This window comes from Streptomyces chisholmiae (assembly GCF_031845445.1).
In the GTDB taxonomy this organism is placed as follows: domain Bacteria; phylum Actinomycetota; class Actinomycetes; order Streptomycetales; family Streptomycetaceae; genus Streptomyces; species Streptomyces chisholmiae.
In genome coordinates, this window is record NZ_JAVREO010000002.1 from 310169 (window position 1) to 332443 (window position 22275).

Annotated in this window: 18 protein-coding genes; 14 read left to right on the forward strand and 4 right to left on the reverse strand. The window is 73.8% G+C overall.

The window, feature by feature from the left end; translation table 11 throughout:
* Nucleotides 1-68 precede the first annotated feature (68 nt).
* Genes RM844_RS04240 through RM844_RS04250 form a run of 3 tightly spaced genes read left to right on the forward strand, consistent with a single transcriptional unit; the run spans nucleotide 69 to nucleotide 3194 of the window.
* The gene (locus tag RM844_RS04240) at nucleotides 69-1730 is read left to right on the forward strand and encodes a TerD family protein (protein WP_311664871.1); all 1662 of its coding nucleotides are present in this window, start codon (nucleotides 69-71) and stop codon (nucleotides 1728-1730) included.
* 12 nt (nucleotides 1731-1742) lie between these two features.
* Nucleotides 1743-2429 carry an AIM24 family protein gene (locus tag RM844_RS04245; RefSeq protein ID WP_311664873.1) on the forward strand — a complete coding sequence of 229 codons (687 nt, stop codon included), beginning with the start codon at nucleotides 1743-1745 and terminating at the stop codon, nucleotides 2427-2429.
* Nucleotides 2430-2444: 15 nt separating this feature from the next.
* Entirely contained in the window at nucleotides 2445-3194 is a 750-nt protein-coding gene (locus tag RM844_RS04250) for an AIM24 family protein (RefSeq protein ID WP_311664875.1), read from the forward strand.
* Between the two features lie 33 nt (nucleotides 3195-3227).
* Here RM844_RS04250 and RM844_RS04255 read toward each other — a convergent pair whose 3' ends face one another.
* Together RM844_RS04255 and RM844_RS04260 are read right to left on the reverse strand one after the other, a co-directional pair.
* The gene (locus RM844_RS04255) at nucleotides 3228-3755 is read right to left on the reverse strand and encodes an NUDIX hydrolase (protein ID WP_311664877.1); all 528 of its coding nucleotides are present in this window, start codon (nucleotides 3753-3755) and stop codon (nucleotides 3228-3230) included.
* Entirely contained in the window at nucleotides 3752-5185 is a 1434-nt protein-coding gene (locus RM844_RS04260; protein ID WP_311664879.1) for a zinc-dependent metalloprotease, read from the reverse strand. Before RM844_RS04260 ends, RM844_RS04255 begins: the two co-directional genes overlap by 4 nt.
* Nucleotides 5186-5330: 145 nt before the next feature.
* Between RM844_RS04260 and RM844_RS04265 the strand changes: the two genes are divergently transcribed.
* The 4 genes from RM844_RS04265 (at nucleotide 5331) to RM844_RS04280 (ending at nucleotide 8348) form a co-directional block, all read left to right on the forward strand.
* Nucleotides 5331-6494, forward strand: a complete 1164-nt coding sequence (locus RM844_RS04265; protein WP_311664881.1) for an NAD-dependent epimerase/dehydratase family protein — start codon at nucleotides 5331-5333, stop codon at nucleotides 6492-6494.
* A 20-nt stretch (nucleotides 6495-6514) separates the two neighbouring features.
* Complete coding sequence (locus tag RM844_RS04270; protein WP_394814433.1) at nucleotides 6515-6991, forward strand: molybdenum cofactor biosynthesis protein MoaE; 477 nt, start codon at nucleotides 6515-6517, stop codon at nucleotides 6989-6991.
* Nucleotides 6992-7054: 63 nt separating this feature from the next.
* Nucleotides 7055-7228, forward strand: coding sequence for a hypothetical protein (locus tag RM844_RS04275; protein WP_311664884.1), 174 nt, complete (start codon nucleotides 7055-7057; stop codon nucleotides 7226-7228).
* Between the two features lie 25 nt (nucleotides 7229-7253).
* The gene (locus tag RM844_RS04280; RefSeq protein WP_311664885.1) at nucleotides 7254-8348 is read left to right on the forward strand and encodes a YlbL family protein; all 1095 of its coding nucleotides are present in this window, start codon (nucleotides 7254-7256) and stop codon (nucleotides 8346-8348) included.
* An 81-nt stretch (nucleotides 8349-8429) separates the two neighbouring features.
* Here the strand turns inward: RM844_RS04280 and RM844_RS04285 are convergent, their stop codons facing one another.
* Entirely contained in the window at nucleotides 8430-8993 is a 564-nt protein-coding gene (locus RM844_RS04285) for a PPA1309 family protein (RefSeq protein ID WP_311664887.1), read from the reverse strand.
* A gap of 311 nt (nucleotides 8994-9304) precedes the next feature.
* Between RM844_RS04285 and RM844_RS04290 the strand changes: the two genes are divergently transcribed.
* The 4 genes from RM844_RS04290 (at nucleotide 9305) to RM844_RS04305 (ending at nucleotide 16973) form a co-directional block, all read left to right on the forward strand.
* Nucleotides 9305-12094, forward strand: a complete 2790-nt coding sequence (locus tag RM844_RS04290; protein WP_394814434.1) for a UPF0182 family membrane protein — start codon at nucleotides 9305-9307, stop codon at nucleotides 12092-12094.
* A 385-nt stretch (nucleotides 12095-12479) separates the two neighbouring features.
* The gene (locus RM844_RS04295; protein WP_311664889.1) at nucleotides 12480-14132 is read left to right on the forward strand and encodes a tetratricopeptide repeat protein; all 1653 of its coding nucleotides are present in this window, start codon (nucleotides 12480-12482) and stop codon (nucleotides 14130-14132) included.
* 205 nt (nucleotides 14133-14337) lie between these two features.
* Nucleotides 14338-15789, forward strand: coding sequence for a hypothetical protein (locus tag RM844_RS04300; protein ID WP_311664891.1), 1452 nt, complete (start codon nucleotides 14338-14340; stop codon nucleotides 15787-15789).
* Complete coding sequence (locus RM844_RS04305) at nucleotides 15786-16973, forward strand: ARPP-2 domain-containing protein (protein ID WP_311664893.1); 1188 nt, start codon at nucleotides 15786-15788, stop codon at nucleotides 16971-16973. Before RM844_RS04300 ends, RM844_RS04305 begins: the two co-directional genes overlap by 4 nt.
* On the opposite strand, the gene RM844_RS04310 is transcribed toward RM844_RS04305, so the two are convergent.
* Complete coding sequence (locus RM844_RS04310; protein WP_311664895.1) at nucleotides 16970-17611, reverse strand: SACE_7040 family transcriptional regulator; 642 nt, start codon at nucleotides 17609-17611, stop codon at nucleotides 16970-16972. The two genes, RM844_RS04305 and RM844_RS04310, sit on opposite strands and share 4 nt — an antisense overlap.
* 46 nt (nucleotides 17612-17657) lie before the next feature.
* Here RM844_RS04310 and RM844_RS04315 point away from each other — a divergent pair, with 46 nt between their 5' ends.
* The 3 genes from RM844_RS04315 to RM844_RS04325 are packed head-to-tail and all read left to right on the forward strand — an operon-like array spanning nucleotide 17658 to nucleotide 22264.
* Entirely contained in the window at nucleotides 17658-19274 is a 1617-nt protein-coding gene (locus RM844_RS04315) for a carboxyl transferase domain-containing protein (protein ID WP_311664897.1), read from the forward strand.
* 9 nt (nucleotides 19275-19283) lie between these two features.
* Nucleotides 19284-21350 (forward strand): acetyl/propionyl/methylcrotonyl-CoA carboxylase subunit alpha, encoded by a 2067-nt coding sequence (locus RM844_RS04320; protein WP_311664901.1) that lies wholly within the window; start codon nucleotides 19284-19286, stop codon nucleotides 21348-21350.
* Nucleotides 21350-22264 (forward strand): hydroxymethylglutaryl-CoA lyase, encoded by a 915-nt coding sequence (locus RM844_RS04325; RefSeq protein ID WP_311664903.1) that lies wholly within the window; start codon nucleotides 21350-21352, stop codon nucleotides 22262-22264. Before RM844_RS04320 ends, RM844_RS04325 begins: the two co-directional genes overlap by 1 nt.
* The last annotated feature ends 11 nt before the right edge of the window (nucleotides 22265-22275 follow it).

Consider the following 22275-nt stretch of genomic DNA (forward strand, 5'->3'; position numbering starts at 1 on the left):
TGTCGGTCGCATTGGCTAGTCTGGCGGCGCCGGATGTGCAGCCTGTCGAACGGGGAGGGCCGTTACCTATGGTGACGCAATTCAAGCGGGGTCAGAAGGCTCGCCTCAGCGACCTGACCCTGGGGACGGACCTGTATGTGGGGGTGCACGTCTCCGGGCCCGGGATGGTCTTCGACATCAGCTGCTTCGGGCTGGACGCCGCCGAGCAACTCTCCGACGACCGTTACTTCATCTTCTACAACCAGCCGAAGTCGCCCGAGGAGTCGATGCAGCTGCTCGGGGCGCAGGCGGGGGACGCTGAGTCCTTCCGGATCACCCTGGACCGGGTGCCACCGGCGATCGACCGGCTGGCCTTCACCGCGACCATCGACGGCGACGGGACGATGTCCCAGGTGGCGCCCGGCTACCTGCGGATCGTCGCGGGCGGCGAGGAGGTCGCGCGGTACTCCTTCGACGGCTCGGAGTTCTCCTCCGAACGCGCGTTGATGATCGGCGACTTCTACCGCAAGGACGGCTGGCGTTTCGCCGCCGTCGGCCAGGGCTTCGACGGCGGGCTGGCGGCGCTGCTGCGGCACTTCGGCGGCGAGGTCGAGGAGGAGGAAGAGGCGCCGGCGCCGGCCGCTCCCGCGCAGCCGCAGGGCGGCGCGCCCGGCTTCGCCCCGCCCGGCGCGCAGCCGGCCGCCCCGCCGGCGTTCGCGCCTCCCGGCGGCGCCGCGCCGCCCGCTCCCGCTCCCGTGCCATCGGCACCCGAGCCGGTACCCGCCGCCGCGCCGGCTCCAGCCGCCCCGCCGCCCGCCGCGCCGGCTCCGTCCGCTCCGCAGCCCCCGCAGCAGTTCGGGCAGCCGCCGGCGGCCCCGCAGCCCGCGGCGCCGTTCGGCCAGCCGCCCGGGCCGCCTCCGCAGCCGCCGCAGCAGTTCGGCCAGCCCCCCGCCGTTCCCCAGCAGCCGCAGTTCGGCCAGCCCCCGGCCGCTCCCCAGCAGCCGCAGTTCGGTCAGGTCCCGCAGCAGTTCGGGCAGTTCCCCCCGCAGGCGGGGCCCGCCGCGACGCAGCAGGTGCCCCAGCAGACCGGCGACCTCTCCACCGTGCTCAGCAAGTACCGCCCGGCCGACGCCGGGCAGCGCTGGAGCCTGCAGAATCCCCAGCTGGTCCGCGTCGACCTGGGGCTGGACGGTCAGCCGGTGATGGCCAGACAGGGCGCGATGGTGCTCTACGAGGGCGAGGTCGAGTTCGGTTTCAAGGGCGGCGGCTTCAAGCGGCGGATGGTCGCCAACGCCACCGGTGAGGGCTTCCCCTCACTGATGCGCTGCACGGGCGGCGGCCGGGTCTACCTGGCGGAGGACGCCACCCGGCTCTTCCCGGTCGAGCTGCAGGGCGACGCGATATGCGTCTCCTCTCAGCACGTGCTCGCCTTCGACGAGTCGCTGGACTGCGACGTGCGGCGCATCGACGGGCACGGGCTGCCGGGAGGCAGCCTCTTCGCCCTTCAGTTCTCCGGCCACGGCACCCTGGTGCTGACCACGCACGGCGAGCCGCTGGTCATGCCGGTCACGGCGATGACCTTCGCGGACGCCAACGCGCTGGTCGCCTGGTCCGCGGCCGCCCAGGTGCTGGTCGCCAGCCAGGTGCGGCTCCGCCGGCACGCCTACCCGGGCGACACCGGCGAGAGCACCCAGCTCCAGTTCCGCGGCGCCCCGGGGAACTTCGTGATCGTCCAGCCCTACGAGATCTGACAGGAGCCGGTGATGGACCAGCGGATGACCGCGGGCTACGCCCCGACCGCCCCCACGGCCCGGATGGAGAACCACGGGCCCACGATGGCCCGGGTGGCCATGCGATCCGGGCAGGACCTCCTGGCCCGGTCCGGATCGATGGTGGCCTACGAGGGCTTCGTCCAGTACGAGTCCAACCCCTCGGCCGTCGGCCGCGCCGTCGCCGGCCGGCTCACCGGGGAGAGCGTCCCGCTGATGCGGTGCCACGGCGACGGCCAGCTCTACCTCGCCGACTACGGGGCGAACGTGGTCTGCCTCCCGTTGAACGGCGAGAACATCTCGGTCAACGCGACCAACGTGCTGGCCTTCGACGCGCACCTGGAGTGGGGGGTGCAACGGGTCAAGGGGATAGCCAAGTTCGCCGGCCAGGGCCTGTTCAACCTCGGCATCTCCGGCACCGGCTGGGTCGCCATCACCAGCCGCGGCTTCCCGGTGGTGGTGGACTGCGGCCAGAGCGGCGGCGAGACCTATGTGGACCCGGACGCGCTGGTCGCCTGGTCCACCAGCCTCGAAGTGCGCGGCAAGCGCAGTTTCAAGGCCAGCTCGCTGATCGGTCGAGGCAGCGGCGAGGCTTACCAACTCGGCTTCTCCGGCCAGGGCTTCGTGATCGTCCAGCCCAGCGAGGACAGCACCGAGCGCCTCAGCGGCAACCAGAACTAACGGGGGAACGGCGAGATGCTGAGTCCGATCTTCAACAACGCGGCCCAACAGAGCCAGGAGCGCTTCGCCCTCCAGGGCGCCCACATGCTGCGGGTCAACCTCGCCGGCGGCGAGGACGTGGTGGCCAGGTCCGGCAGCATGGTGGCCTTCGAGGGCATGGTCGAGTTCGACGGCGAGTACCAGTCGCAGCGCCAGCAGCACAGCCAGCGGATGACCGGCGAGGCCCTGCCGTTGATGCGCTGCTTCGGGCAGGGCGTGGTCTACCTGGCCAACCTGGCCCAGCACGTGCACGTGCTGGAGGTCGACCACGAGGGCCTGACCGTGGACAGCGGCTACGTCCTGGCGATGGACGCCCATCTGCACTGGGACGTGGTCTCCGTGGAGAGCCAGTACGGCATCCCCGGCGTCGGCGCCTACAACACCCTGATCACCGGTCAGGGGCAGGTCGCCATCACCACCTCGGGCAGCCCGCTGGTGCTGCGCGTGACCCCGCAGCAGGTGTGCAGTGTGGACGCGGACGCCGTGGTGGCCTGGTCCTCCTCGCTGCGGGTGCAGATGCAGGCCCAGACCAGCAGCAAGTCGATCTGGCGCCGCCGCGGCAGCACCGGTGAGGGCTGGGAGCTGAGCTTCATGGGCGACGGCCATGTCGTGGTCCAGCCGAGCGAGCTGCTGCCGCCCCAGCAGACGTCGTTCGGCCAGCGGCTGCAGTTCCAGCAGGGGGCTGGGCCCGGCCTCGGCCAGGGCGGCGCCTGGGGGCCGCGCTGAGCGGGGCCGGCCCCGCCCGGCCGCGCGCCCCGCTCACAGCAGGGCGCGCGCCCCGGCCACCAGCTCCCGCACCGAGCGGTCCGGCAGTCGCTCGGCCTCGGCGAAGTCGAACCACCGCAGGTCCAGCGACTCCTCGCTGATCACGGCCCGCGCCCCGGCCGGCGCCAGGGCCGCGTACTGCACGTCGAAATGGGTGGCGCACGGCGTCTCGTGCCGGTCCAGCCGGACCGGCACGGGCAGCAGCCGCAGCCCGGTGATCCCGGACTCCTCCGTGGCCTCCCGCAGCGCGGCGCCGGTCAGCGTCTCGTCCCCGGGCTCGCAGTGGCCGCCGGTCTGGAGCCAGCGGCCGATCTTCCGGTGCAGGGTCAGCAGCACCCGGCCGCCCGCCGCGTCCACCACCAGCGCGCTGGCGGTCAGATGGCCGGACCGGCAGCTCTTCCACATGCCGTCCGGATGGGCCGCCAGATGCGCGGCGTAGTCCTGCCGCAGCTCCTCCTGCCCGTCGTCCGGGGCCGCCCAGGCGCGCAGGGCTTGGGCGGCGTCCTCACGCAGGGCGCTCACTCGGGCCGGCCGCCCTTGCCCTCGCCCGCCGGGCCGTCCTCGTCGCCCGGGCCGTCCTCGTCGTCGGCCGGCCGGCTGTCCCCGGGGGTGTCCTTCTCCAGGCTCGGCCTGCCGCCGTCGGCCGCCTCGCCCAGCAGCTGGTCCAGCTCCGAGAAGTCCAGCTGCTCGCGGTGGACGAAGCCGTCCGGATCGTCCAGGTCCCGGGCGGTGGGCAGCATGTCCGGGTGCGTCCACAGGGCGTCCCGGCCCTGGCTGCCCCTGGCGTCCGTCAACGAGGCCCACAGCCGGGCCGCGTCCCGCAGCCGGCGCGGGCGCAGCTCAAGACCGATCAGCGTGGCGAAGGTCTGCTCCGCCGGGCCGCCGGAGGCGCGCCGCCGGCGCAGCGTCTCCCGCAGCGCCGAGGCGGCCGGCAGGTGCGGCTCGGCCGCCGCGTGCACCACCGCGTCCACCCAGCCCTCGACCAGCGCCAGCGCGGTCTCCAGCCGGGCCAGGGCGGCCTTCTGCTCCGGGGTGTCCTCCGGCTCGAAGAGGCCCTGCTGGAGCTTCTCCTGCAACTCCTCGGGCCGGCTCGGGTCGAGCTGCCCGACCAGGCCCTCCAGCTTCGCCGTGTCCACCTGGATGCCCCGGGCGTAGCCGTCCACCGCGCCGAAGAGGTGCGAGCGCAGCCACGGCACGTGGGTGAAGAGCCGTTGGTGCGCCGCCTCCCGCAGCGCCAGGTAGAGCCGGACCTCGTCCTCCGGCACCCCGAGGCCCTGGCCGAGCGCAGCGACGTTCTGCGGGAGCAGCGCCGCCTTGCCCGCGGGGCCGAGCGGCAGCCCGATGTCGGTCGAGCCGACGACCTCGCCGGCCAGCACGCCGACGGCCTGCCCGATCTGGGTGCCGAACATGGCGCCGCCCATGGACCGCATCACGCCCAGCAGCGGGCCGGCCATGGCCCGCATCTCCTCGGGCAGCACCTGGCTCATGGCCGCCCCGACCCGCTCCGCCACCGGATCGACCAGCTCCCGCCAGACCGGCAGCGTCGCCTCCACCCACTCGGCACGACTCCAGGCCACCGTGGCCGTGGCACCGGAGGGCAGCGAGGTGACGCCGTCCAGCCAGAGGTCGGCCAACCGCACCGCCTCCCTGACCCGCTCCGTCTCCTGGGCGCTCACCGAGCGGTCCTTCGAACCGTCCGGCGTGCCCTGGGCGACCGTCTGCCGAGCGACGTTCTGCGCCAGCTCCCAGTTGACCGGGCCGCTGTCGTTGGACAGCAGCTGGCCCAGCTGCTGGAACGCGGCCCCCAGGTCCTGCGGGTTCATCCCGCCGGCGCCGAACAGCGCGGACAGGGGGTTGTCGGCCGGACCCTGGCCACCGGCGCCCTTGTTCTTACCGGATTCGCCGTCTTCCGGCTCCTGCGGGAGGCCGAATCCGAAGGGAAAGTCACTCACGGGAATCCTCGGGTTGTGTCATCGGACGTCGTCGAAACGGAAACGGACGCGCCGGGCATTCGCTGGTCTGTGCCCCAAGCCTAGACACCTCTCAGGCAGGATGGGCGTGCGCACGTCGTAATGGAACAACCGCTGGAGAGGTCCTGTGAGTTCCCCGGAACCAGCCGTTCGCGCACCGCGAAACGGACCAACCACCCCCCTGACCGTCGCCGTGACCGGCGCGGCGAGAGGTGTGGGCGCCCGGCTCACCGAGCGGCTGCTGGACTCCGCCGACGTCCGGCGGGTGCTCGCGCTGGACGAGCGGCTCGGTGAGGCCAGGGGTGCCGAGTGGCACACCCTGGACGTCCGCGACCCGGCCATCGCCGACCTGCTGCGCACCTCGGGCGCGACCAGGGACGCCGACGCCGAGGAGGAGCGGGACGCCGAGCCGACCACCGCCCCCGTCGACGTACTGGTGCACCTGGCGATGGACCTGGACGTGGAGTCCGACCCGGCCGCGCGCACCGCGTTCAACGTGCGGGGCACCCAGACGGTGCTGACCGCGGCGGCCGCCGCCGGGGTCCGCCGGGTGGTGCTGTGCACCTCGGCGATGGTCTACGGCGCCCTGCCGGACAACGACGTGCCGCTCGCCGAGGACGCCGAGCTGCGGGCCACCGAGGACGCCACCTGCGTGGGCGACCTGCTGGAGATCGAGCGGCTCGCCCAGCGCGCGCCCCGCGCGCACCCGGGGCTCAACGTCACCGTGCTGCGCCCCGCCGTGCTGGTCGGTGGCACGGACACCGCGCTGACCCGCTACTTCGAGTCGCCCCGGCTGCTGGTGGTCGCCGGCTCGCGCCCGCGGTGGCAGTTCTGCCACGTCGACGACCTGGTCAGCGCGCTGGAGCTGGCGGTGCTCGAGAAGGTCGACGGCGAGCTGGCGGTCGGCTGCGAGGGCTGGCTGGAGCAGGAGGAGGTCGAGGAGCTGTCCGGCATCCGCCGGATGGAGCTGCCGCCCTCGGTGGCGCTGGGCGCCGCGACCCGGCTGCACCGGCTGGGCCTCACGCCGTCGCCGGCCGGCGACCTCGCCTACACGATGCACCCCTGGGTGGTCAGCGGCAGCCGGCTCTACGAGGCGGGCTGGCGGCCGGCCTGGAGCAACGAGGAGGTGCTGGCCGAGCTGCTGGCGGAGGTCGCGGGGCGACACACGGTGGTGGGGCGCCGGTTGGGCCGCAAGGACGCGGCCACCACGCTGGGCGCCGCCGGTGCCACCGTCGCCCTGGTCGGCACGGCCGCGCTGGTCCGCCGCGCCCGTCGGGCCCGCCGCCGTTGACCGGGCGGGCATGGGGGATCATGGGGGGTATGACGACCGTGGACCCGATCCGGTTGGTGGACCTGCGTGAGACGCCGCTCTCGGTCGACGAGGTGCGGGCGGCGGTCGCGGACGACGCGGCCGGTGGCACCGTGCTGTTCGTCGGCAGCGTGCGCGACCACGACGGGCCGGCGGCGGCCGTCACCTCGTTGGAGTACTCCGCGCATCCGACCGCCGGGGCCGAGCTGCGCCGGGTCGCGGCCGACGTGGTCGCGGCCTTCCCCGGCTGCGCGGTGGCCGCCACGCACCGGCTGGGCCCGCTGGCGGTCGGGGACCTGGCGGTGGTGGTCGCGGTCTCGGCGGCCCATCGGGACGCCGCGTTCCGCGCCTCGCGGCTGCTCATCGACGAGCTGAAGTCGCGGGTGCCGATCTGGAAGCACCAGCGCTTCGCGGACGGCACCGAGGAGTGGGTGGGGGCGGGCGCCGGTCGGCCGGCGGGCACCACTCCGGTTGCGTAACCGGTAGACGCGGCCGAGCGTTGGAGTGACAACGCCGTGGGCGGCGCAGGTGGGAGGTAGGAGATGGCTGTACTTGTCTGGTTGTTGATTCCGGTCGCCGGGGGAGTGGTCGCGGGCATATGGAGCGCCTGGGCCACCCGGCGCCGCAGTGGCGGGCGGAACGTCAGGGACAGCGTGGGGGTGCGGGGCTACGAGGCCTTCCGGGCCGCGATGGAGCGGGCCCCGGCCGACGGTTGACAGTGCCGTCACGTACTGTCAAGACATGCCACGCCGTACCGCGACACTGCTGACCTCGGTCCTGTTGCTGATCGGGATGCTCTGCGCCGGGGTGTTGATCCAGGTGCCCTACGCGGAGATGTCCCCGGGCCCCACGGTGAACACCCTCGGCGAGCACGACGGTGAGCCGGTACTCACGGTGGAGGGCGAGGAGACCTTCGAGGACTCGGGTCACCTCAACATGACGACGGTGCGGGTCACCGGCATCGACTACCGGATGAACCTGCTGGAGGCGGTGCACGGCTGGCTGGCCGACGACCGGGCCGTCGTCCCGCGGGACACGCTCTATCCGGACGACGTCTCGGCGGACCAGGTCGAGCAGCGGAACGCCGAGGAGTTCACCCAGTCGCAGGAGAGCGCCAAGGTCGTGGCGCTCCGCGAGCTGGGCTACGACGTCCCGGAACAGACCGTGGTGGCGGCGGTGGTGGAGGGCAGCCCCGCGCAGGACGAGCTGCACGCGGGGGACGCGATCATCGCCGTGGACGGCACCCCGGTGCGGGAGCCGGGGCAGGTCGCCGAGCTGGTGACGCGCCACGAGCCGGGCGAGGACGTGGTGTTCAGTGTGGTCCCCGCCGAGCAGGCCCAGGAGGCGTTGAACGGCGGCGGCCCGATGCCCGAGGAGACGTCCGAGGTCACGGTCACCACGGCGGAGGCGGAGGACGACCAGCGGGCGATCGTCGGCATCCAGGCCGGCCTGGCGTACGCGCTGCCCTTCGAGATCGACATCCAGCTGGCCGACGTGGGGGGGCCGAGCGCGGGGCTGATGTTCGCCCTGGGTCTGATGGACCGGCTCACGGAGGAGGAGCTGACCGGGGGCGCGTTCATCGCCGGCACTGGGACGATCGACAACGAGGGCGTGGTCGGCCCGATCGGCGGCGTCTCGATGAAGATCATCGCGGCCCGGGAGGCCGGCGCCGAGTTCTTCCTGACGCCCCGGGAGAACTGCGCCACCGCCGCGGAGGACGTGCCGGACGGGCTGACCCTGGTCGAGGTCGACACCATGGACGACGCGTTGGAGGCGCTGGGGCTGATACGCGCGGGCGACACCGACGAGCTGTCCGAGTGCCGGCCGGCCGCCTGACCGAGGCGGTCCTGGCGCGGCCACCCGGCGGTCGGTGTCGCCCGGTCGCGCGGGCCGGGTGCCCGCGCGCCCACGGCAGGGTCAGTCGGCGAACGTGGCGCTGAGCGCCTCGGCGAGCCCTGGCACCAGGTCGGGTCCGGTGAGCACCTCGGTCTCGCTGTCCTTCGCGCGCAGCCGCACGGCGGACTCCCGTTGCCCGTCCCGGAGCACGGCCACCGTGAGGCGCACCTCCTGGCGTTCGGGGTGTTCGGTCACCCAGCGGTTCAGCGCGGCCTCGTCCAGGCCGTCGGGGACGGCGGTCTCGGCGGCCGGCGGCAGCATCAGCCGCTCCACGGTGAGCGCGCAGCCGGCCACGGCGTCGGGCCAGGCGATGGTGGCGAGGAACTCGTCGAGCGGCACGCCCGGCGGCAGTTCGTCCTGCTCGATCGGGGTCAGCCCGTCGCCCGCCGTCTCGTCCAGTTCGAGCCGCTCGGCCAGCCCGGGCTCCTCGGAGCGCAGCCGCACCGTGTCCACCAGGGCGAACAGTTGGGCGGGGCGGTCCCAGCCGAGGTTGGCCGCGTAGCTGTCGATCTCCAGCACGGTCCTGGTGAGCGGTTCGGCCGCCAGGGGCGAGTTGGCGGATGCGTCGGGGGGAGTGTTGTCCATGGGCATATCGTGCCGTCTCACCCCCCGAAAACGGGAACCGAGTAAAGGTTGAGTAAGTTAGTTCAGTGGGCCGTTCTGTGGACTGGCCCGGCTTCAGATCCCGCGAATCGTTTGAGGTGCGCACCTTGGCTTTCCAGATGCCGGACCGGGGCTCGGGTTCGGGCCGCCCCAACGGTCCGAACGGACCCAGAGGACCAAGAGGCCCAGGAGGGCCGGGAGGACCGAGGTTCAGCGTCGGGCGCCCGTCCCGAGGCGCCAAGACCCTGCTGATCACCGCGGCCATCCTGGCCGCGCTGGCCATCCTGTTCGCCATGTTCGCGGGGTTCTGGACGGACTGGCTGTGGTATCGCTCGGTTGACTACACCAGCGTCTACCGCACACAGATGCTCACCCGGGCCGTGATGTTCACGGTCTTCGGCGTGGTGATGGCGCTGGCGGTCGGCTTCAACATCTGGCTGGCGCACCGGCTGCGGCCGCCGCTGAGCGCGATGTCGATGGAGCAGCAGAACCTCGACCGCTACCGCACGAGTATCGCCCCCTTCAAGAAGTGGGTGGTGCTCGCGGTCGCGGTGGTGATCGGGCTGATCGCCGGCGGTTCCGCCTCCAGCCAGTGGCGCACCTGGCTCCAGTGGATCAACGGTGAGTCGTTCGGCGTCACCGATCCGCAGTTCAACCGGGACGTGTCGTTCTTCGCCTTCGACTACCCCTTCTACCGGTTCGTGCTGGGCTTCGCGTTCGCCGTCGTGGTGCTCTCCACGCTGGCCGCCGCGCTCACCCACTACCTCTACGGCGGCATCCGGCTGACCACGCCGGGCAGCCGGATCACCAACGCGGCGACCAGCCACCTCTCGGTGCTGGTCGGCCTGTTCGTGGCGCTGAAGGCGGTCGCCTACTGGCTGGACCGGTACGGGCTGGCGCTCAAGAGCGGTGACTTCCGGGACAACGAGGGCTGGACGGGTCTGCGGTACGTGGACGCCAACGCCTACCTCCCGGCGAAGACGATCCTGGCGATCATCGCCGCGATCTGCGCGGTGCTGTTCTTCGCCACCCTGTGGCGCCGCGGCTGGCAGCTGCCGGTCATCGGCCTCGGCCTGATGGTCCTCTCCGCCGTGCTGATCGGCGGCGTCTACCCGGCCCTGGTGCAGCAGTTCCAGGTCAAGCCGAACGAGCAGGCGAAGGAGACTCCATACATCCAGAAGCACATGGAGTCCACCATCGACGCCTACGACATCGCCGACGCTCAGTACGAGGACTACACGGGCGATCCCGAGGTGGACGCGGAGGAGCTGCGCAACTCCGTCTCCGACACGGTGAGCATCCGGCTGCTGGACCCGAGCGTGGTCTCGCCCGCGTTCCAGCAGATCCAGCAGGTCCGGGGCTACTACCAGTTCTCGCCGACGCTGGACGTGGACCGCTACAGCATCGACGACCAGGAGCAGGACACGGTCGTCGGCCTCCGGGAGATGAACGTCAACAACGCTCCCGAGCGGAACTGGATCAACGACCACTTCCGGTACACCCACGGCTTCGGCATGGTGGCCGCGAGCGGCACCGACATCCTGTCGAACGGGCAGCCGGACTTCCTGGAGCGCGACCTGCCGCCCGAGGGGGACCTCGGCGAGTACGAGCCGCGGGTCTACTTCGGTGAGTACACCACCCAGTACTCGATCGTGGGCGGCCCCCAGCAGGAGATCGACTACGCGGGCGAGGACGGCGAGGTCGAGTACAGCTACTCCGGCGACGCCGGCGTCAACCTGGACAACTACTTCAACCGGGCCGCCTACGCGCTGACCATGGGCGAGCCGCAGATCCTCTATTCCGGCGCGATCGGCGAGGGTTCCCGGATCCTCTACAACCGGACGCCCAAGGAGCGGGTCGAGGCGGTGGCGCCCTGGCTGACCATCGACGGGGACCCGTACCCGGCGGTGGTGGACGGCCGCATCCAGTGGATCGTGGACGCCTACACCACGACCAACGGCTATCCCTACTCCTCGCGCACCACGCTCGGGGACGTCACCGAGACCTCGTTGACGGAGAACCAGGGCGAGGTCATCGCCCAGGAGAACAACGTCAACTACATCAGGAACTCGGTCAAGGCGACGGTGGACGCCTATTCGGGTGATGTCGTGCTCTACGAGTGGGACACCGAGGACCCGGTGCTGAAGACCTGGCGGAGCGCCTTCCCGGAGACCGTGCAGGACCGCGAGGACATCAGCGACGAGCTGATGGACCACCTGCGGTACCCGCAGGACCTGTTCAAGGTCCAGCGTGACCTGCTCCAGCGGTACCACGTGGACAACGCCGGTCAGTTCTACAGCGGTTCGGAGCGCTGGGAGGTGCCGGACGACCCGACGCACCAGGGGCAGTCGGTGCCGCCGTACTACCTGAGCATGCGGATGCCGGACCAGGACGAGCAGGTCTTCTCGCTGACCACGACGTTCACGCCGCTCAACAGAGACACGTTGGCCGCCTACATGGCGGTCGAGGCGGACGCCAGAAGCGACTCCTACGGCACGATGAGAGTCCTGACCCTGCCGTCCAACACGACGGTCTGGGGCCCACAGCAGGTGCAGAGCCGGTTCAACTCCGATCCGGAGATCGCCGAGAGCATCAACCTGCTCTCCCGCGGCGATTCCGAGGTGGAGTACGGCAACCTGCTCACCGTGCCACTGGAAGGCGGCCTGCTCTACGTGGAGCCGGTCTACGTCCGCGGCGCCGGCACCAACTACCCGCTGCTGCGGCGGGTGCTGGTGACCTACGGCGAGCGCACGGCCTTCGAGGACACCCTTGAGGAGGCCCTGGACGTCGTCTTCGGGGTCACCGAATCCGGTGAGGAACCGCCGGAGTCACCACCCCCCGGTGAGGGTGAGGAAGAGCAGCCCCCGGAGGGTGAAGCCACCCTTGAGGAGACCATCGCCGAGGCCCAGGAAGCCTGGGAGGAGAGCGAGCAGGCGCTCCAGGACGGGGACTGGGCGGCCTTCGGCGAGGCGCAGGCCCGCCTGGAGGAGGCGTTGGCCCAGATGGCCGAGGACGACCCGGCACGCAACGAGGAGGAGGAGACGCCGCCTGACGAGGAAGCGCCCGCTGACGGCAACTCCTAGGCAGAGCAAGGGCGTTCCCCCACCCCTGGTGGGCGTCCAGTCGGGGCCCGGTACCGCGTGCGCGGTGCCGGGCCTCCGGCGTTTCGTGGGCCGGGCGGTGGCGCGGGGCGCTGGCGCGGTGCGCGCCGGGGTGCGCGCGACCTCGCGGTGCTGACGGGCCGTCGGATCGTCAACCCTGTGCGCGTGTTCGGCGGTTGCCCTGATACCACGCTGACCGGCGCTGTCAGTGGCAGGGGCCATACTGCGTCTCGATTCCCGGTAACTTCCCATCGCCGACCGTGTTTGGGTGTATCCATATCGGGAAGTCGATAAACCGCTGAAGTGACTTCACTGGCTGCGGTATACCAGGTGTACGCAGGTTTCAGGTGGTGCGACTATGGACCTTATGGGGGACAAGGCCGGGTTCGAGAGCAGTCGAGCCGCCGCTCAGGAGGGCGCGCGGCTGCTGCGCCTCGGGGACCTGGACGGGGCTGAGGGGCCGTTGCGGCGCGCGGCGGCAGACGGGGAGCGGTCCGCCGCGAACAACCTGGGGGTGTTGCTGTACCAGTCCGGCCGCGCCGGGGAGGCGGCCGAGTGGTGGCGGATCGCCGCCGTGGCCGGCTCGGCGCCGGCGGCGCACGCGCTGGGCCGGCACCTGCGCGAGCGCGGGGACGAGGCCGGCGCCGAGTTCTGGCTGCGGCAGGCCGCCGAGACCGGCCACGCCTCGGGCGCGCACGCGCTGGCCGAGCTGCTCGACCACCGGGGGAACGCGGAGGCGGCCCGGTGGTTCCTGGTGGCGGCCGAGCGTGGCCACCGCGAGGGCGCCTACCGGCACGCCTGCCTGCTGGCCCGCGGGGACGAGGCGGCGGCCGAGCCCTGGTTCCGGCAGGCGGCGGCCCGCGGGCACCGGCGGGCCGCGCTGCGGCTCGGCGCGCTGCTGGAGCGGCGCGGCGAGGCCACCGAGGCTGGCCGCTGGTACCTGGAGGCGGCCGAGGCCGGCGAGGTACGGGCGGCCAGCGCGCTCGGCTTCCTGCTGCGGGACTCGGGCGACGAGGCCGGCGCCGAGCTGTGGTGGCGGCGCGCCGCCGGGGACGGCGACGGGCCGGCGGCCAACGCGCTGGGCGCGCGGTACGCGCAGTCCGGCGACCGGCAGGAGGCGCAGCGCTGGTACCGGGCCGCGGTCGAGGCCGGGGACATCAACGGCGCTTTCAACCTCGCCCTGTTGAGCTCCGGTCAGGGCCGCACCGCCCAGGCCGAGCAGTGGTACCGCAGGGCGGCCTACGCGGGCCACCGGGACGCGGCGAACGCGCTGGCGGTGCTGCTGTTGCAGCGTGGCGACGCGGACGGTGCCGAGCCCTGGTTCTCCAAGGCGGCCGAGGCGGGCAGCGTGGACGCCGCGTTCAACCTCGGCATCCTCTACGCCGGGCGCGGCCAGGAGGAGGCCGCCGGGCGGTGGTACCGCCGGGCCGCCGAGGCCGGGCACACCGACGCGGCGCTGCAACTGGCGGTCGGGCTGTTGCGCTCCGGCACCGCCGAGGCGGAGCCCCGGCTGGCCGAGAAGTGGCTGCGGCAGGCCGCCGAGGGCGGCAGCGACGAGGGCGCGTTCCGGCTCGCCGTGCTGCTGGAGCGGGACGCCGAAGGGGCGGAGCCGGGCGGCGAGCCGCCGGAGTACGAGCGCTGGTACGCCCAGGCCGCGGAGCAGGGGCACCGGCGGGCGCAGGTCCGGCTCGGCATGTGCGCGGCCAGCCGGGACGACGTGGTCACGGCGGCCCGCTGGTACCGGGCGGCGGCCGAGGCCGGCAGCCGGAACGGGGCGTTCAACCTCGGCCTGCTGCTGGCCCGGGAGGGCAGCGAGCCGGAGGCGGCGCTGTGGTGGCGGCGCGCGGCCGAGGCCGGGCACGGCCGGGCGGCGCTGCGACTCGCGCTGCTCGCCTCCCGCCACGGTGACCTGGCGGAGGGCGGCAGCTGGTGCACCCGGGCCATGGAGCTGGGCCCGGCCGAGGTGGCCCGGCGGGCCGCCCGGCTGCGCGACGCGCTGGCCCAGGAGCTGACCGCCTGACGCCCCGGCCCCCGCCCCGGGTGGGGCGGGGGCGGAAGTCGGTGGAGCGGCCGCCGGCGCCCCTGTTACCGTCGTGCCGCCGGCCGCGGGACTTCGGTGCGACTTCCGGAACCTGCCTTTACCGCAATGCTTCGCAGCTCGTGCCCCCATTCCCCGGCCGGCGTCCGCGCCCCCTGGGGAGGGGGCGCCTGGCCAGGGGGATGCGATGGACGCGCACGGGGACCTCGTCGCGGCCGAGGACGTGCTGCTCTTCGTCAACGCGGCGATCACCGCGACCGGGCAGCGGGAGTTCCACAGCGACGAGGACGAGCAGCGGCTGTCGCTGGACTTCCTCCATGCCTACCTGCTGGCGAACTACCGTGACCTGTACGCCGGGGCGCTGGCACTCGACATCAACGACCACAACGTCGTCCTGATCGTGCGGCGGCTGCTGGCCACCGCCGGTGAGGCCACGGCCGACCAGCGGCGCCGCGAGGGCCGGCTGATCGCCGGCCGGTTGGCGACGCTGCCGCCGCAGCGGGTGTACGCGCTCTTCGGCGCGCTGCGCCGGGCCGGAGTGAACAACCGCCGCACCCGCGCGATCGTCAGGGACTGGCTCACCGCCCGCCCAAACCTGGCGTTCGACGCCGTGAAGTACCGCCGCGGCCTCCGGGACGCGCTGCGCCACGCCCACCTGCCGCCGCCCACCGAGGAGCTGGGCGCCTTCCTGTTCGCGCCGCTGGGCCGGCCGCGCTACGCGACCCCGCTGCTGGAGACCTGGCGCCGCGCGCACTACGAGCGGGCCGCCCTCTACGCGCTGCCGTTCACCGTCGCCGAGGGCTTCGCCGCCCGGCACGGCATCGACCGGGCCACCTTCCTGGCGGGCATCGCGCCCCGGCTGACCCGGGGGGAGTCCCTGCGGCTCCAGGAGTCCGCGCGCCGCGTCGGGGTGGCCGAGGCGCCGGCGGAGCTGGCCGGCATGCCGCTGACCCGGCTGGCCGGCTACGTGCTGGGGCTGTCGATCGAGGACCGGGTGGCGCGCCGCGGCGAGCTGACCCGGGCCCTGGAGTCGGCCGCCGACCGGGTCGCCGGCGCGCACCGGGGCAGCTGGGGCCGGGTCGCCGCCGTGCTGGACGACAGCTTCTCCGCCTCCGGCTCGGGGCAGAAGCGCCGCCGCCCGTTGGCCGTGGCCCTGGCCTGCCACTACCTGCTGGCCGCCCTGGCCGGCGACTACACCGGGCTCTGGACGTCCGGGCGGACCGACCCGCTGCTGGCCTACCCGTTCGGGCCGACGCCACTGGGCCGGCGGGTGCTGGACGCGCTGGAGACCGGGCCGAGCCGGCTCGTCATCGTCTCCGACGGCTGGGACAACGCGCCGCCCGGCCTGGCCGGCGAGGTGCTCCGGGTGTGGCGCACCCGACTCGATCCGGACCGCCGGACCAGCGTCGTCCACCTCAACCCGGTCTACGACGCGGCCGACTTCGACGTGCGTCGGCTGTCGCCCTCGCTGCCCACGGCGGGGATCCGGGACGCGGAGGACCTGCCGGCGCTGGTGGAGCTGGCCCAGTTCGCCGAGGGGCGGACCGGGCTGGCCGAGCTGACCGCCTATCTGGACGCCCGGGCGGCCCGGCTGCCGGCCGTCCCGTCCCGGAACCTCCGTCGGGAGGCGCCGCGATGACCCGTCAGCAGCCCGCCGGGTCGGGGCGGTCCGGCCTGGACCTGGCCGGTCTCGACGTCCGGCCCGCCCAGGTGTGGGGCGCGGTCCGGCTGGTGCCGCTGGTGCGGCCCGAGCCGATCGCCGACCTGCGGCTGCACCAGCAGGTCTACGGCGAGGCGACGGGTGTCGTCGAGGTCGGCCGCAGGCGGGCCTACGTCTCGTACGTGCCGCACGGCTTCGTCGCCAGCTGGTCCAGGGACGGGGGCCCGGCGGCCGCCTACGGGACCCAGTTCCTGGACGGTGCCGACCCGGCGCCCGCCACCGTGGGCCTGCGCTTCCACCGGGGCATGTCCCGCCGCCAGGCCAGGGGCCGGCTGCGGTTCCTGCCGCTGCACCTGGCCCTGGAGGGCTATCTCGCGCTGCACTTCGGCGGTCCCTCGATCGCCTGGGAGGAGTGGTCGGCGCGGGCGCTCCGACGGGGCCTGACGCCCCGGGTCGAGGAGGCGTACCTGGGGGCCGACGTGCGGGGGCTCGCCGACGCGCTGCGGGTCTTCGAGATCCATCCGGGGCAGTGCGGCGTGCTGCTGCATGTCGCCGACACCCTGGCCGCCGCGTTCGTGGTGCCGCACCCGGACGACTACCGGGCGCTGCACTCCACCCTGGTGCGGGATCTTTACGGGGAGTTGATCCACCGTTATGCCATGCTGATGCCGGCGGTGCCGGACTTCCGGGCCAGGATTCCGGAGGCGGGGATCCGGTCCCTGGCCGCGTTGCGCGCGGCGGCCGCCGAGCAGGAGACGGCCTGGGCGCGCTTCCACGACGAGGTGATGACCGGCGGGCTCCTGACGGACGACTACACCTGGCGGTCGGTCTACCGGATGGGGCGTTTCCGGCTCTCCCGGTTCCTGCCGTCGTTCCGGCCCAAGCGGGAGAACCACATCGGGGAGGCGATCGTGGACGGCGCCGGTCGGGTCGCCTACCTCAAGACGTTCCGGCTTTCGGAGAGCCAGATCCGGCGCGGCCACCTGCTCACCCGGCTGGCTGCCCACGACTGGCACCTCGGGGAGACCGCGGCCGAGCTGGGGCTGACCAGGGCCCAGCTGGGGCTGCGGCTGGAGGGGGCGGGCTTCGGGGCGCTGCTCCGCCAGGACGTGCTGGACGGGTACCGCGCGGCGAGCGCGCGTGCGGCGGGCGGGCCCGGCTAGCCGGGGCGCCCGTGGTGCGCGTCGACGGCCGCCCGGAAGGCGCCGAGGGCCATGTCGTGCAGCAGCACGGCGGTCGCGCCCCGGTCCGGCAGGGTGTCCGGCCGGGAGAGGTGCCGGGTGGAGTTGAGCAGGCCGAAGACGGCGTGGACCGAGGCCCGCGCACGCTCGGGCGGCAGCTCGGGGTGGACCCGCCGCAGCACGTCCACCCACAGCTCCACGTACTGCCGTTGGAGTTGCCGGACCTGGCGGCGGTCGTCGGCCCGCAGCCGCTCCAGCTCGCGGTCGTGCAGGGTGATCAGGTCCCGGTCGTGCAGCGCGAAGTCGATATGGCCGGTGACCAGTGCCTCCAGCGCCGCGGCCGGCGGCTCCCCGGCCGCCTCGGCCTCGGCGACCCGCTGCCGGCCGCCGTCCCGCAGCCGGGTGGAGATGCCCACCAGCAGCTCGGTGAGCATGGCGTCCTTGCCGGCGAAGTGCCGGTAGAGCGCGGGGCCGCTGATGCCCACCGCGGCGCCTATCTCGTCGACGCCCACCCCGTGGAAACCGCGCGCGGCGAAGAGCCTGGAGGCCTCCCGCAGGATCTGCTCGCGCCGCGTGGGCCGCGGGGAGGCCGCGGAACTGGACGGGGCATGCGCGCTCATAAAGGTATTGTAGACACGCCGGTTAGCGGACGTTAACCTGGCGGGTATGCGGCAGGCAACGAGGCTGAGCAGCACCGCCGATCCCGGCTCCGAGGCGTACCGGCGCCACGAGGCGGTCCACCGGGAGCGCGCCGCGCGGCTGCGCGAGAAGCTGGCGGCCGCCCGCCTCGGCGGCGGTGAGCGCTCCCGCGCCCGGCACGTCTCCCGCGGCAAGCTGCTGCCCAGGGACCGGGTGGACACCCTGCTCGACCCCGGCTCGCCCTTCCTGGAGCTGGCGCCGCTGGCCGCCGACGGCCTCTACGACGGCCAGGCCCCGGCGGCCGGGGTGATCGCCGGCGTCGGCCGGGTCAGCGGGCGGGAGGTGATGATCGTCGCCAACGACGCCACGGTCAAGGGCGGCACGTACTACCCCATGACGGTCAAGAAGCACCTGCGCGCCCAGGAGGTCGCGCTGGAGAACCGGCTGCCCTGCCTCTACCTGGTGGACTCCGGCGGTGCCTTCCTGCCGATGCAGGACGAGGTCTTCCCGGACCGGGACCACTTCGGCCGGATCTTCTACCACCAGGCCCGGATGTCCGCCGAGGGCATCCCGCAGATCGCCGCCGTGCTCGGTTCCTGTACCGCGGGCGGTGCCTATGTGCCGGCGATGAGCGACGAGGCGGTCATCGTGCGCGGCCAGGGCACCATCTTCCTCGGCGGTCCGCCACTGGTGAAGGCCGCGACCGGCGAGGAGGTGACCGCCGAGGAGCTGGGCGGGGGCGAGGTGCACGCCCGGGCCTCCGGGGTGACCGACCACCTGGCCGAGGACGACGCCCACGCGCTGCGCATCGTGCGCACCATCGTGGCCACCCTGCCGGGCCGCGGCCCGCTGCCCTGGCGGGTGACGCCGGTCGAGCCGCCGGCGGTCGACCCGGCCGGCCTCTACGGCGTGGTGCCCACCGACCCACGCACCCCGTACGACGTGCGGGAGGTGATCGCCCGGCTGGTGGACGGCTCGCGGTTCCAGGAGTTCAAGGCCGAGTTCGGCACCACCCTGGTCACCGGCTTCGCCCGGTTGCACGGGCACCCGGTCGGCGTGGTCGCCAACAACGGCATCCTCTTCTCCGAGTCCGCCCAGAAGGGCGCGCACTTCATCCAGCTCTGCGATCAGCGCGGCATCCCGCTGCTCTTCCTCCAGAACATCTCCGGCTTCATGGTCGGCCGGGCCTACGAGGCCGGCGGCATCGCCAAGCACGGCGCCAAGATGGTCACCGCCGTCGCCTGCGCCCGGGTGCCCAAGCTGACCGTGGTGATCGGCGGCTCGTACGGCGCGGGTAACTACTCGATGTGCGGCCGGGCCTACTCGCCCCGCTTCCTGTGGATGTGGCCGGGCGCGAAGATCTCCGTGATGGGCGGCGAGCAGGCCGCCGCCGTGCTGGCCACCGTCAAGCGGGACCAGCTGGCCGCCGCCGGCGAGGAGTGGCCGGCCGCGGCCGAGGAGGAGTTCCGGGCGCCGATCCGGGAGCGGTACGAGGCCCAGGGGGACGCCTACTACGCGACCGCTCGGCTCTGGGACGACGGCGTGATCGACCCGCTGGAGACCCGCACCGTGCTGGGGCTGGCGCTGACCGCCTGCGCCAACGCCCCGCTGACCGACGCCGGCTTCGGCGTCTTCCGGATGTAGGGGGAGTCGATGAGTCAATCCACCCACCCCGGGCCCGCCGGCGGCTTCGACACGGTGCTGGTGGCCAACCGGGGCGAGATCGCGGTGCGGGTCATCCGGACCCTGCGGCGGCTCGGCCTCACCTCGGTGGCCGTCTACAGCGACGCCGACGCCGGCGCCCGCCACGTCGTCGAGGCGGACCGCGCCGTGCGGCTCGGCCCGGCGCCGGCCGCCGAGAGCTATCTGCACGTCGAACGGCTGCTCGCGGCGGCCGACCAGGCCGGCGCGCAGGCGGTCCACCCCGGCTACGGCTTCCTCGCCGAGAACGCCGCCTTCGCCCGCGCGGTCACCGAGGCCGGCCTGGTCTTCGTCGGCCCGTCGGCCGAGGCGATCGAGGTGATGGGCGACAAGATCCGCGCCAAGGCGGCGGTGGCCGCCGCCGGGGTGCCGGTGGTGCCCGGCGGGCACGGCGCCGACCTGCTGGCGGCGGCGCGCGAGCTGGGCATGCCGGTGCTGCTGAAGCCATCGGCCGGCGGCGGCGGCAAGGGCATGCGGCTGGTGCGGGACGCCGAGCGGCTGCCGGAGGAGATCGCCGCCGCCCAGCGCACCGCGCGCGCCGCGTTCGGGGACGACACCCTGCTGGTGGAGCGGTGGATCGACCGGCCGCGGCACATCGAGATCCAGGTGCTGGCCGATCGGTCCGGCCGGGTCCTGCACCTGGGCGAGCGGGAGTGCTCGCTGCAACGCCGGCACCAGAAGATCGTGGAGGAGGCGCCCAGCCCGCTGCTGGACGAGGCCACCCGGCAGGCGATGGGCCGCGCGGCGGTGCGGGCCGCCGAGTCCTGTGGCTACCTGGGCGCCGGCACCGTGGAGTTCATCGTGGCCGGTCACGGCGCGGGCGGCGAGTACTACTTCATGGAGATGAACACCCGGCTCCAGGTGGAGCACCCGGTCACCGAGCTGGTCACCGGTCTCGACCTGGTCGAGTGGCAGCTGCGGATCGCGGCCGGCGAGGAGCTGCCGTTCCGGCAGGACGAGATCACCTTCAGCGGTCACGCGGTGGAGGCCCGGGTCTGTGCCGAGACGGCGCGGGTGACGGAGGACCCGGCGGGCCGGCGGGTGGACTTCCTGCCCTCGTCGGGGCCGCTGCTGTTGGTCGAGGAGCCGGCCGGCGCCGGGCTCCGGGTGGACTCCGGGATCGCCGCCGGCACCGAGGTCGGCGCCCACTACGACCCGCTGCTGGCCAAGGTGGTGGCGCACGGCCCCGACCGGCCCACGGCGCTGCGCCGGCTGCGCGCGGCACTGGGCCACACCACGGTGCTGGGCGTGGCGACCAACACCGCCTTCCTCCGCGCGCTGCTCGACCACCCCGAGGTGCGCTCGGGCGCGCTGCACACCGGGCTGGTGGACGCCGACGCGGCCGAGCTGGCGGCGGCGGGCGTGCCGGACGAGGTCTACGCGGCCGCGGCGTTGCTGCGCCAGGCGGCGCTGGCCCCCGAGCCGGCGGCCGACGGCTGGGCCGACCCGTTCGACGAGCCCTCCGGTTGGCGGCTCGGCGGCGAGCCGGCGGCCACCGCGCACCCGCTGCGGGCCGACGGCGCCGCGCCGGTCACGGTCCTGGTCCGGGACGGGCGGGTGCGGATCGGGGACGGTCCGGAGGAGGCGGCGCGGCTGCTGCCCGCGCCGGGCGGTGCCCGGGGGCGCGTGCTGCTCGACTTCCGCGGGCGCACACGCTCGTTGACGCACGCCGTCGAGCCGGCCGGCGGCCACTGGCTGGGCCTGGACGGCGGCTCCTGGCGGCTGGTGGAGCACGATCCGGTGGTGGCCGGCGGCCGGTCGGCGACGCCCGGCGCCGAGTCGCTGACCGCCCCGATGCCCGGCACCGTGACGGTGGTGAAGGCGGCCGTCGGGGACCGGGTGGCGGCCGGCGAGAGTCTGCTGGTGGTGGAGGCGATGAAGATGGAGCACCCGATCACGGCCCCGCACGCCGGCACCGTCAGCGCGCTGACGGTGGCCGCCGGGGACACCGTCGCGATGGACCAGGTGCTGGCCGAGGTCGCCCCGGACGGCGGCGGCCCGGCCGGGGAGGCGGACTGATGGCGCTCGACGGGCTGCCGGCCCGGGTCCGGATCCACGAGGTGGGGCCGCGGGACGGCCTGCAGAACGAGGCCACGGTGGTGCCCGTCGAGGTGAAGGCCGAGTTCATCGAGCGGCTGGTGGCGGCCGGGCTGGACACCGTCGAGGCCACCAGCTTCGTGCACCCCCGGTGGGTGCCCCAGCTGGCCGACGCCGAGGAGCTGTTCCCCCGGGTGCGTGAGCTGCCGGCCCGGCTGCCGGTGCTGGTGCCCAACGAGCGGGGGCTGGAGCGGGCGTTGGCGCTGGGCGCCCGGCGGATCGCGGTCTTCGCCTCGGTCACCGAGTCCTTCGCCCGGGCCAACCTGAACCGCACGGTCGAGGAGTCGCTGGCGATGTTCGCGCCGGTGGTGGCGCGGGCCACGGCGGCGGGTGTGCCGGTGCGGGGCTATCTGTCGATGTGCTTCGGCGATCCCTGGGAGGGGCCGGTCCCGGTGGCCCGGGTGGTCGAGGTCGCCGGCCGGCTGGCCGAGCTGGGCTGTGGCGAGCTGAGCCTGGGGGACACCATCGGGGTGGCGACCCCGGGGCAGGTGGCCGAGGTGCTGACCGCGCTGGACGCGGCCGGCCTGACCACCGACCGGCTGGCCGTGCACTTCCACGACACCTACGGCCAGGCGTTGGCCAACACCCTGACGGCTCTCCAGCACGGCGTCACCACCGTCGACGCCTCGGCCGGCGGGCTCGGCGGCTGCCCGTTCGCCCGCAGCGCCACCGGCAACCTCGCCACCGAGGACCTGCTGTGGATGCTGCGCGGGCTCGGCGTGGAGACCGGGGTCGACCTCGACCAACTGGTCGCCACCAGCCGCTGGCTGGCCGGCCGGCTCGGCCGCCCCAGCCCCTCGCGGACGGTCACCGCGCTCTCCGACCAGGAGTCCTGACCACTCCCACC

Coding starts and splice junctions, on each gene's coding strand:
- RM844_RS04300 (WP_311664891.1), top strand. CDS start 14,338: ATGGACGCGCACGGGGACCTCGTCGCGGCCGAGGACGTGCTGCTCTTC.
- RM844_RS04315 (WP_311664897.1), top strand. CDS start 17,658: ATGCGGCAGGCAACGAGGCTGAGCAGCACCGCCGATCCCGGCTCCGAG.
- RM844_RS04240 (WP_311664871.1), top strand. CDS start 69: ATGGTGACGCAATTCAAGCGGGGTCAGAAGGCTCGCCTCAGCGACCTG.
- RM844_RS04245 (WP_311664873.1), top strand. CDS start 1,743: ATGGACCAGCGGATGACCGCGGGCTACGCCCCGACCGCCCCCACGGCC.
- RM844_RS04280 (WP_311664885.1), top strand. CDS start 7,254: ATGCCACGCCGTACCGCGACACTGCTGACCTCGGTCCTGTTGCTGATC.
- RM844_RS04290 (WP_394814434.1), top strand. CDS start 9,305: ATGTTCGCGGGGTTCTGGACGGACTGGCTGTGGTATCGCTCGGTTGAC.
- RM844_RS04250 (WP_311664875.1), top strand. CDS start 2,445: ATGCTGAGTCCGATCTTCAACAACGCGGCCCAACAGAGCCAGGAGCGC.
- RM844_RS04310 (WP_311664895.1), bottom strand. CDS start 17,611: ATGAGCGCGCATGCCCCGTCCAGTTCCGCGGCCTCCCCGCGGCCCACG.
- RM844_RS04270 (WP_394814433.1), top strand. CDS start 6,515: ATGGGGGGTATGACGACCGTGGACCCGATCCGGTTGGTGGACCTGCGT.
- RM844_RS04285 (WP_311664887.1), bottom strand. CDS start 8,993: ATGGACAACACTCCCCCCGACGCATCCGCCAACTCGCCCCTGGCGGCC.
- RM844_RS04295 (WP_311664889.1), top strand. CDS start 12,480: ATGGGGGACAAGGCCGGGTTCGAGAGCAGTCGAGCCGCCGCTCAGGAG.
- RM844_RS04325 (WP_311664903.1), top strand. CDS start 21,350: ATGGCGCTCGACGGGCTGCCGGCCCGGGTCCGGATCCACGAGGTGGGG.
- RM844_RS04275 (WP_311664884.1), top strand. CDS start 7,055: ATGGCTGTACTTGTCTGGTTGTTGATTCCGGTCGCCGGGGGAGTGGTC.
- RM844_RS04305 (WP_311664893.1), top strand. CDS start 15,786: ATGACCCGTCAGCAGCCCGCCGGGTCGGGGCGGTCCGGCCTGGACCTG.
- RM844_RS04320 (WP_311664901.1), top strand. CDS start 19,284: ATGAGTCAATCCACCCACCCCGGGCCCGCCGGCGGCTTCGACACGGTG.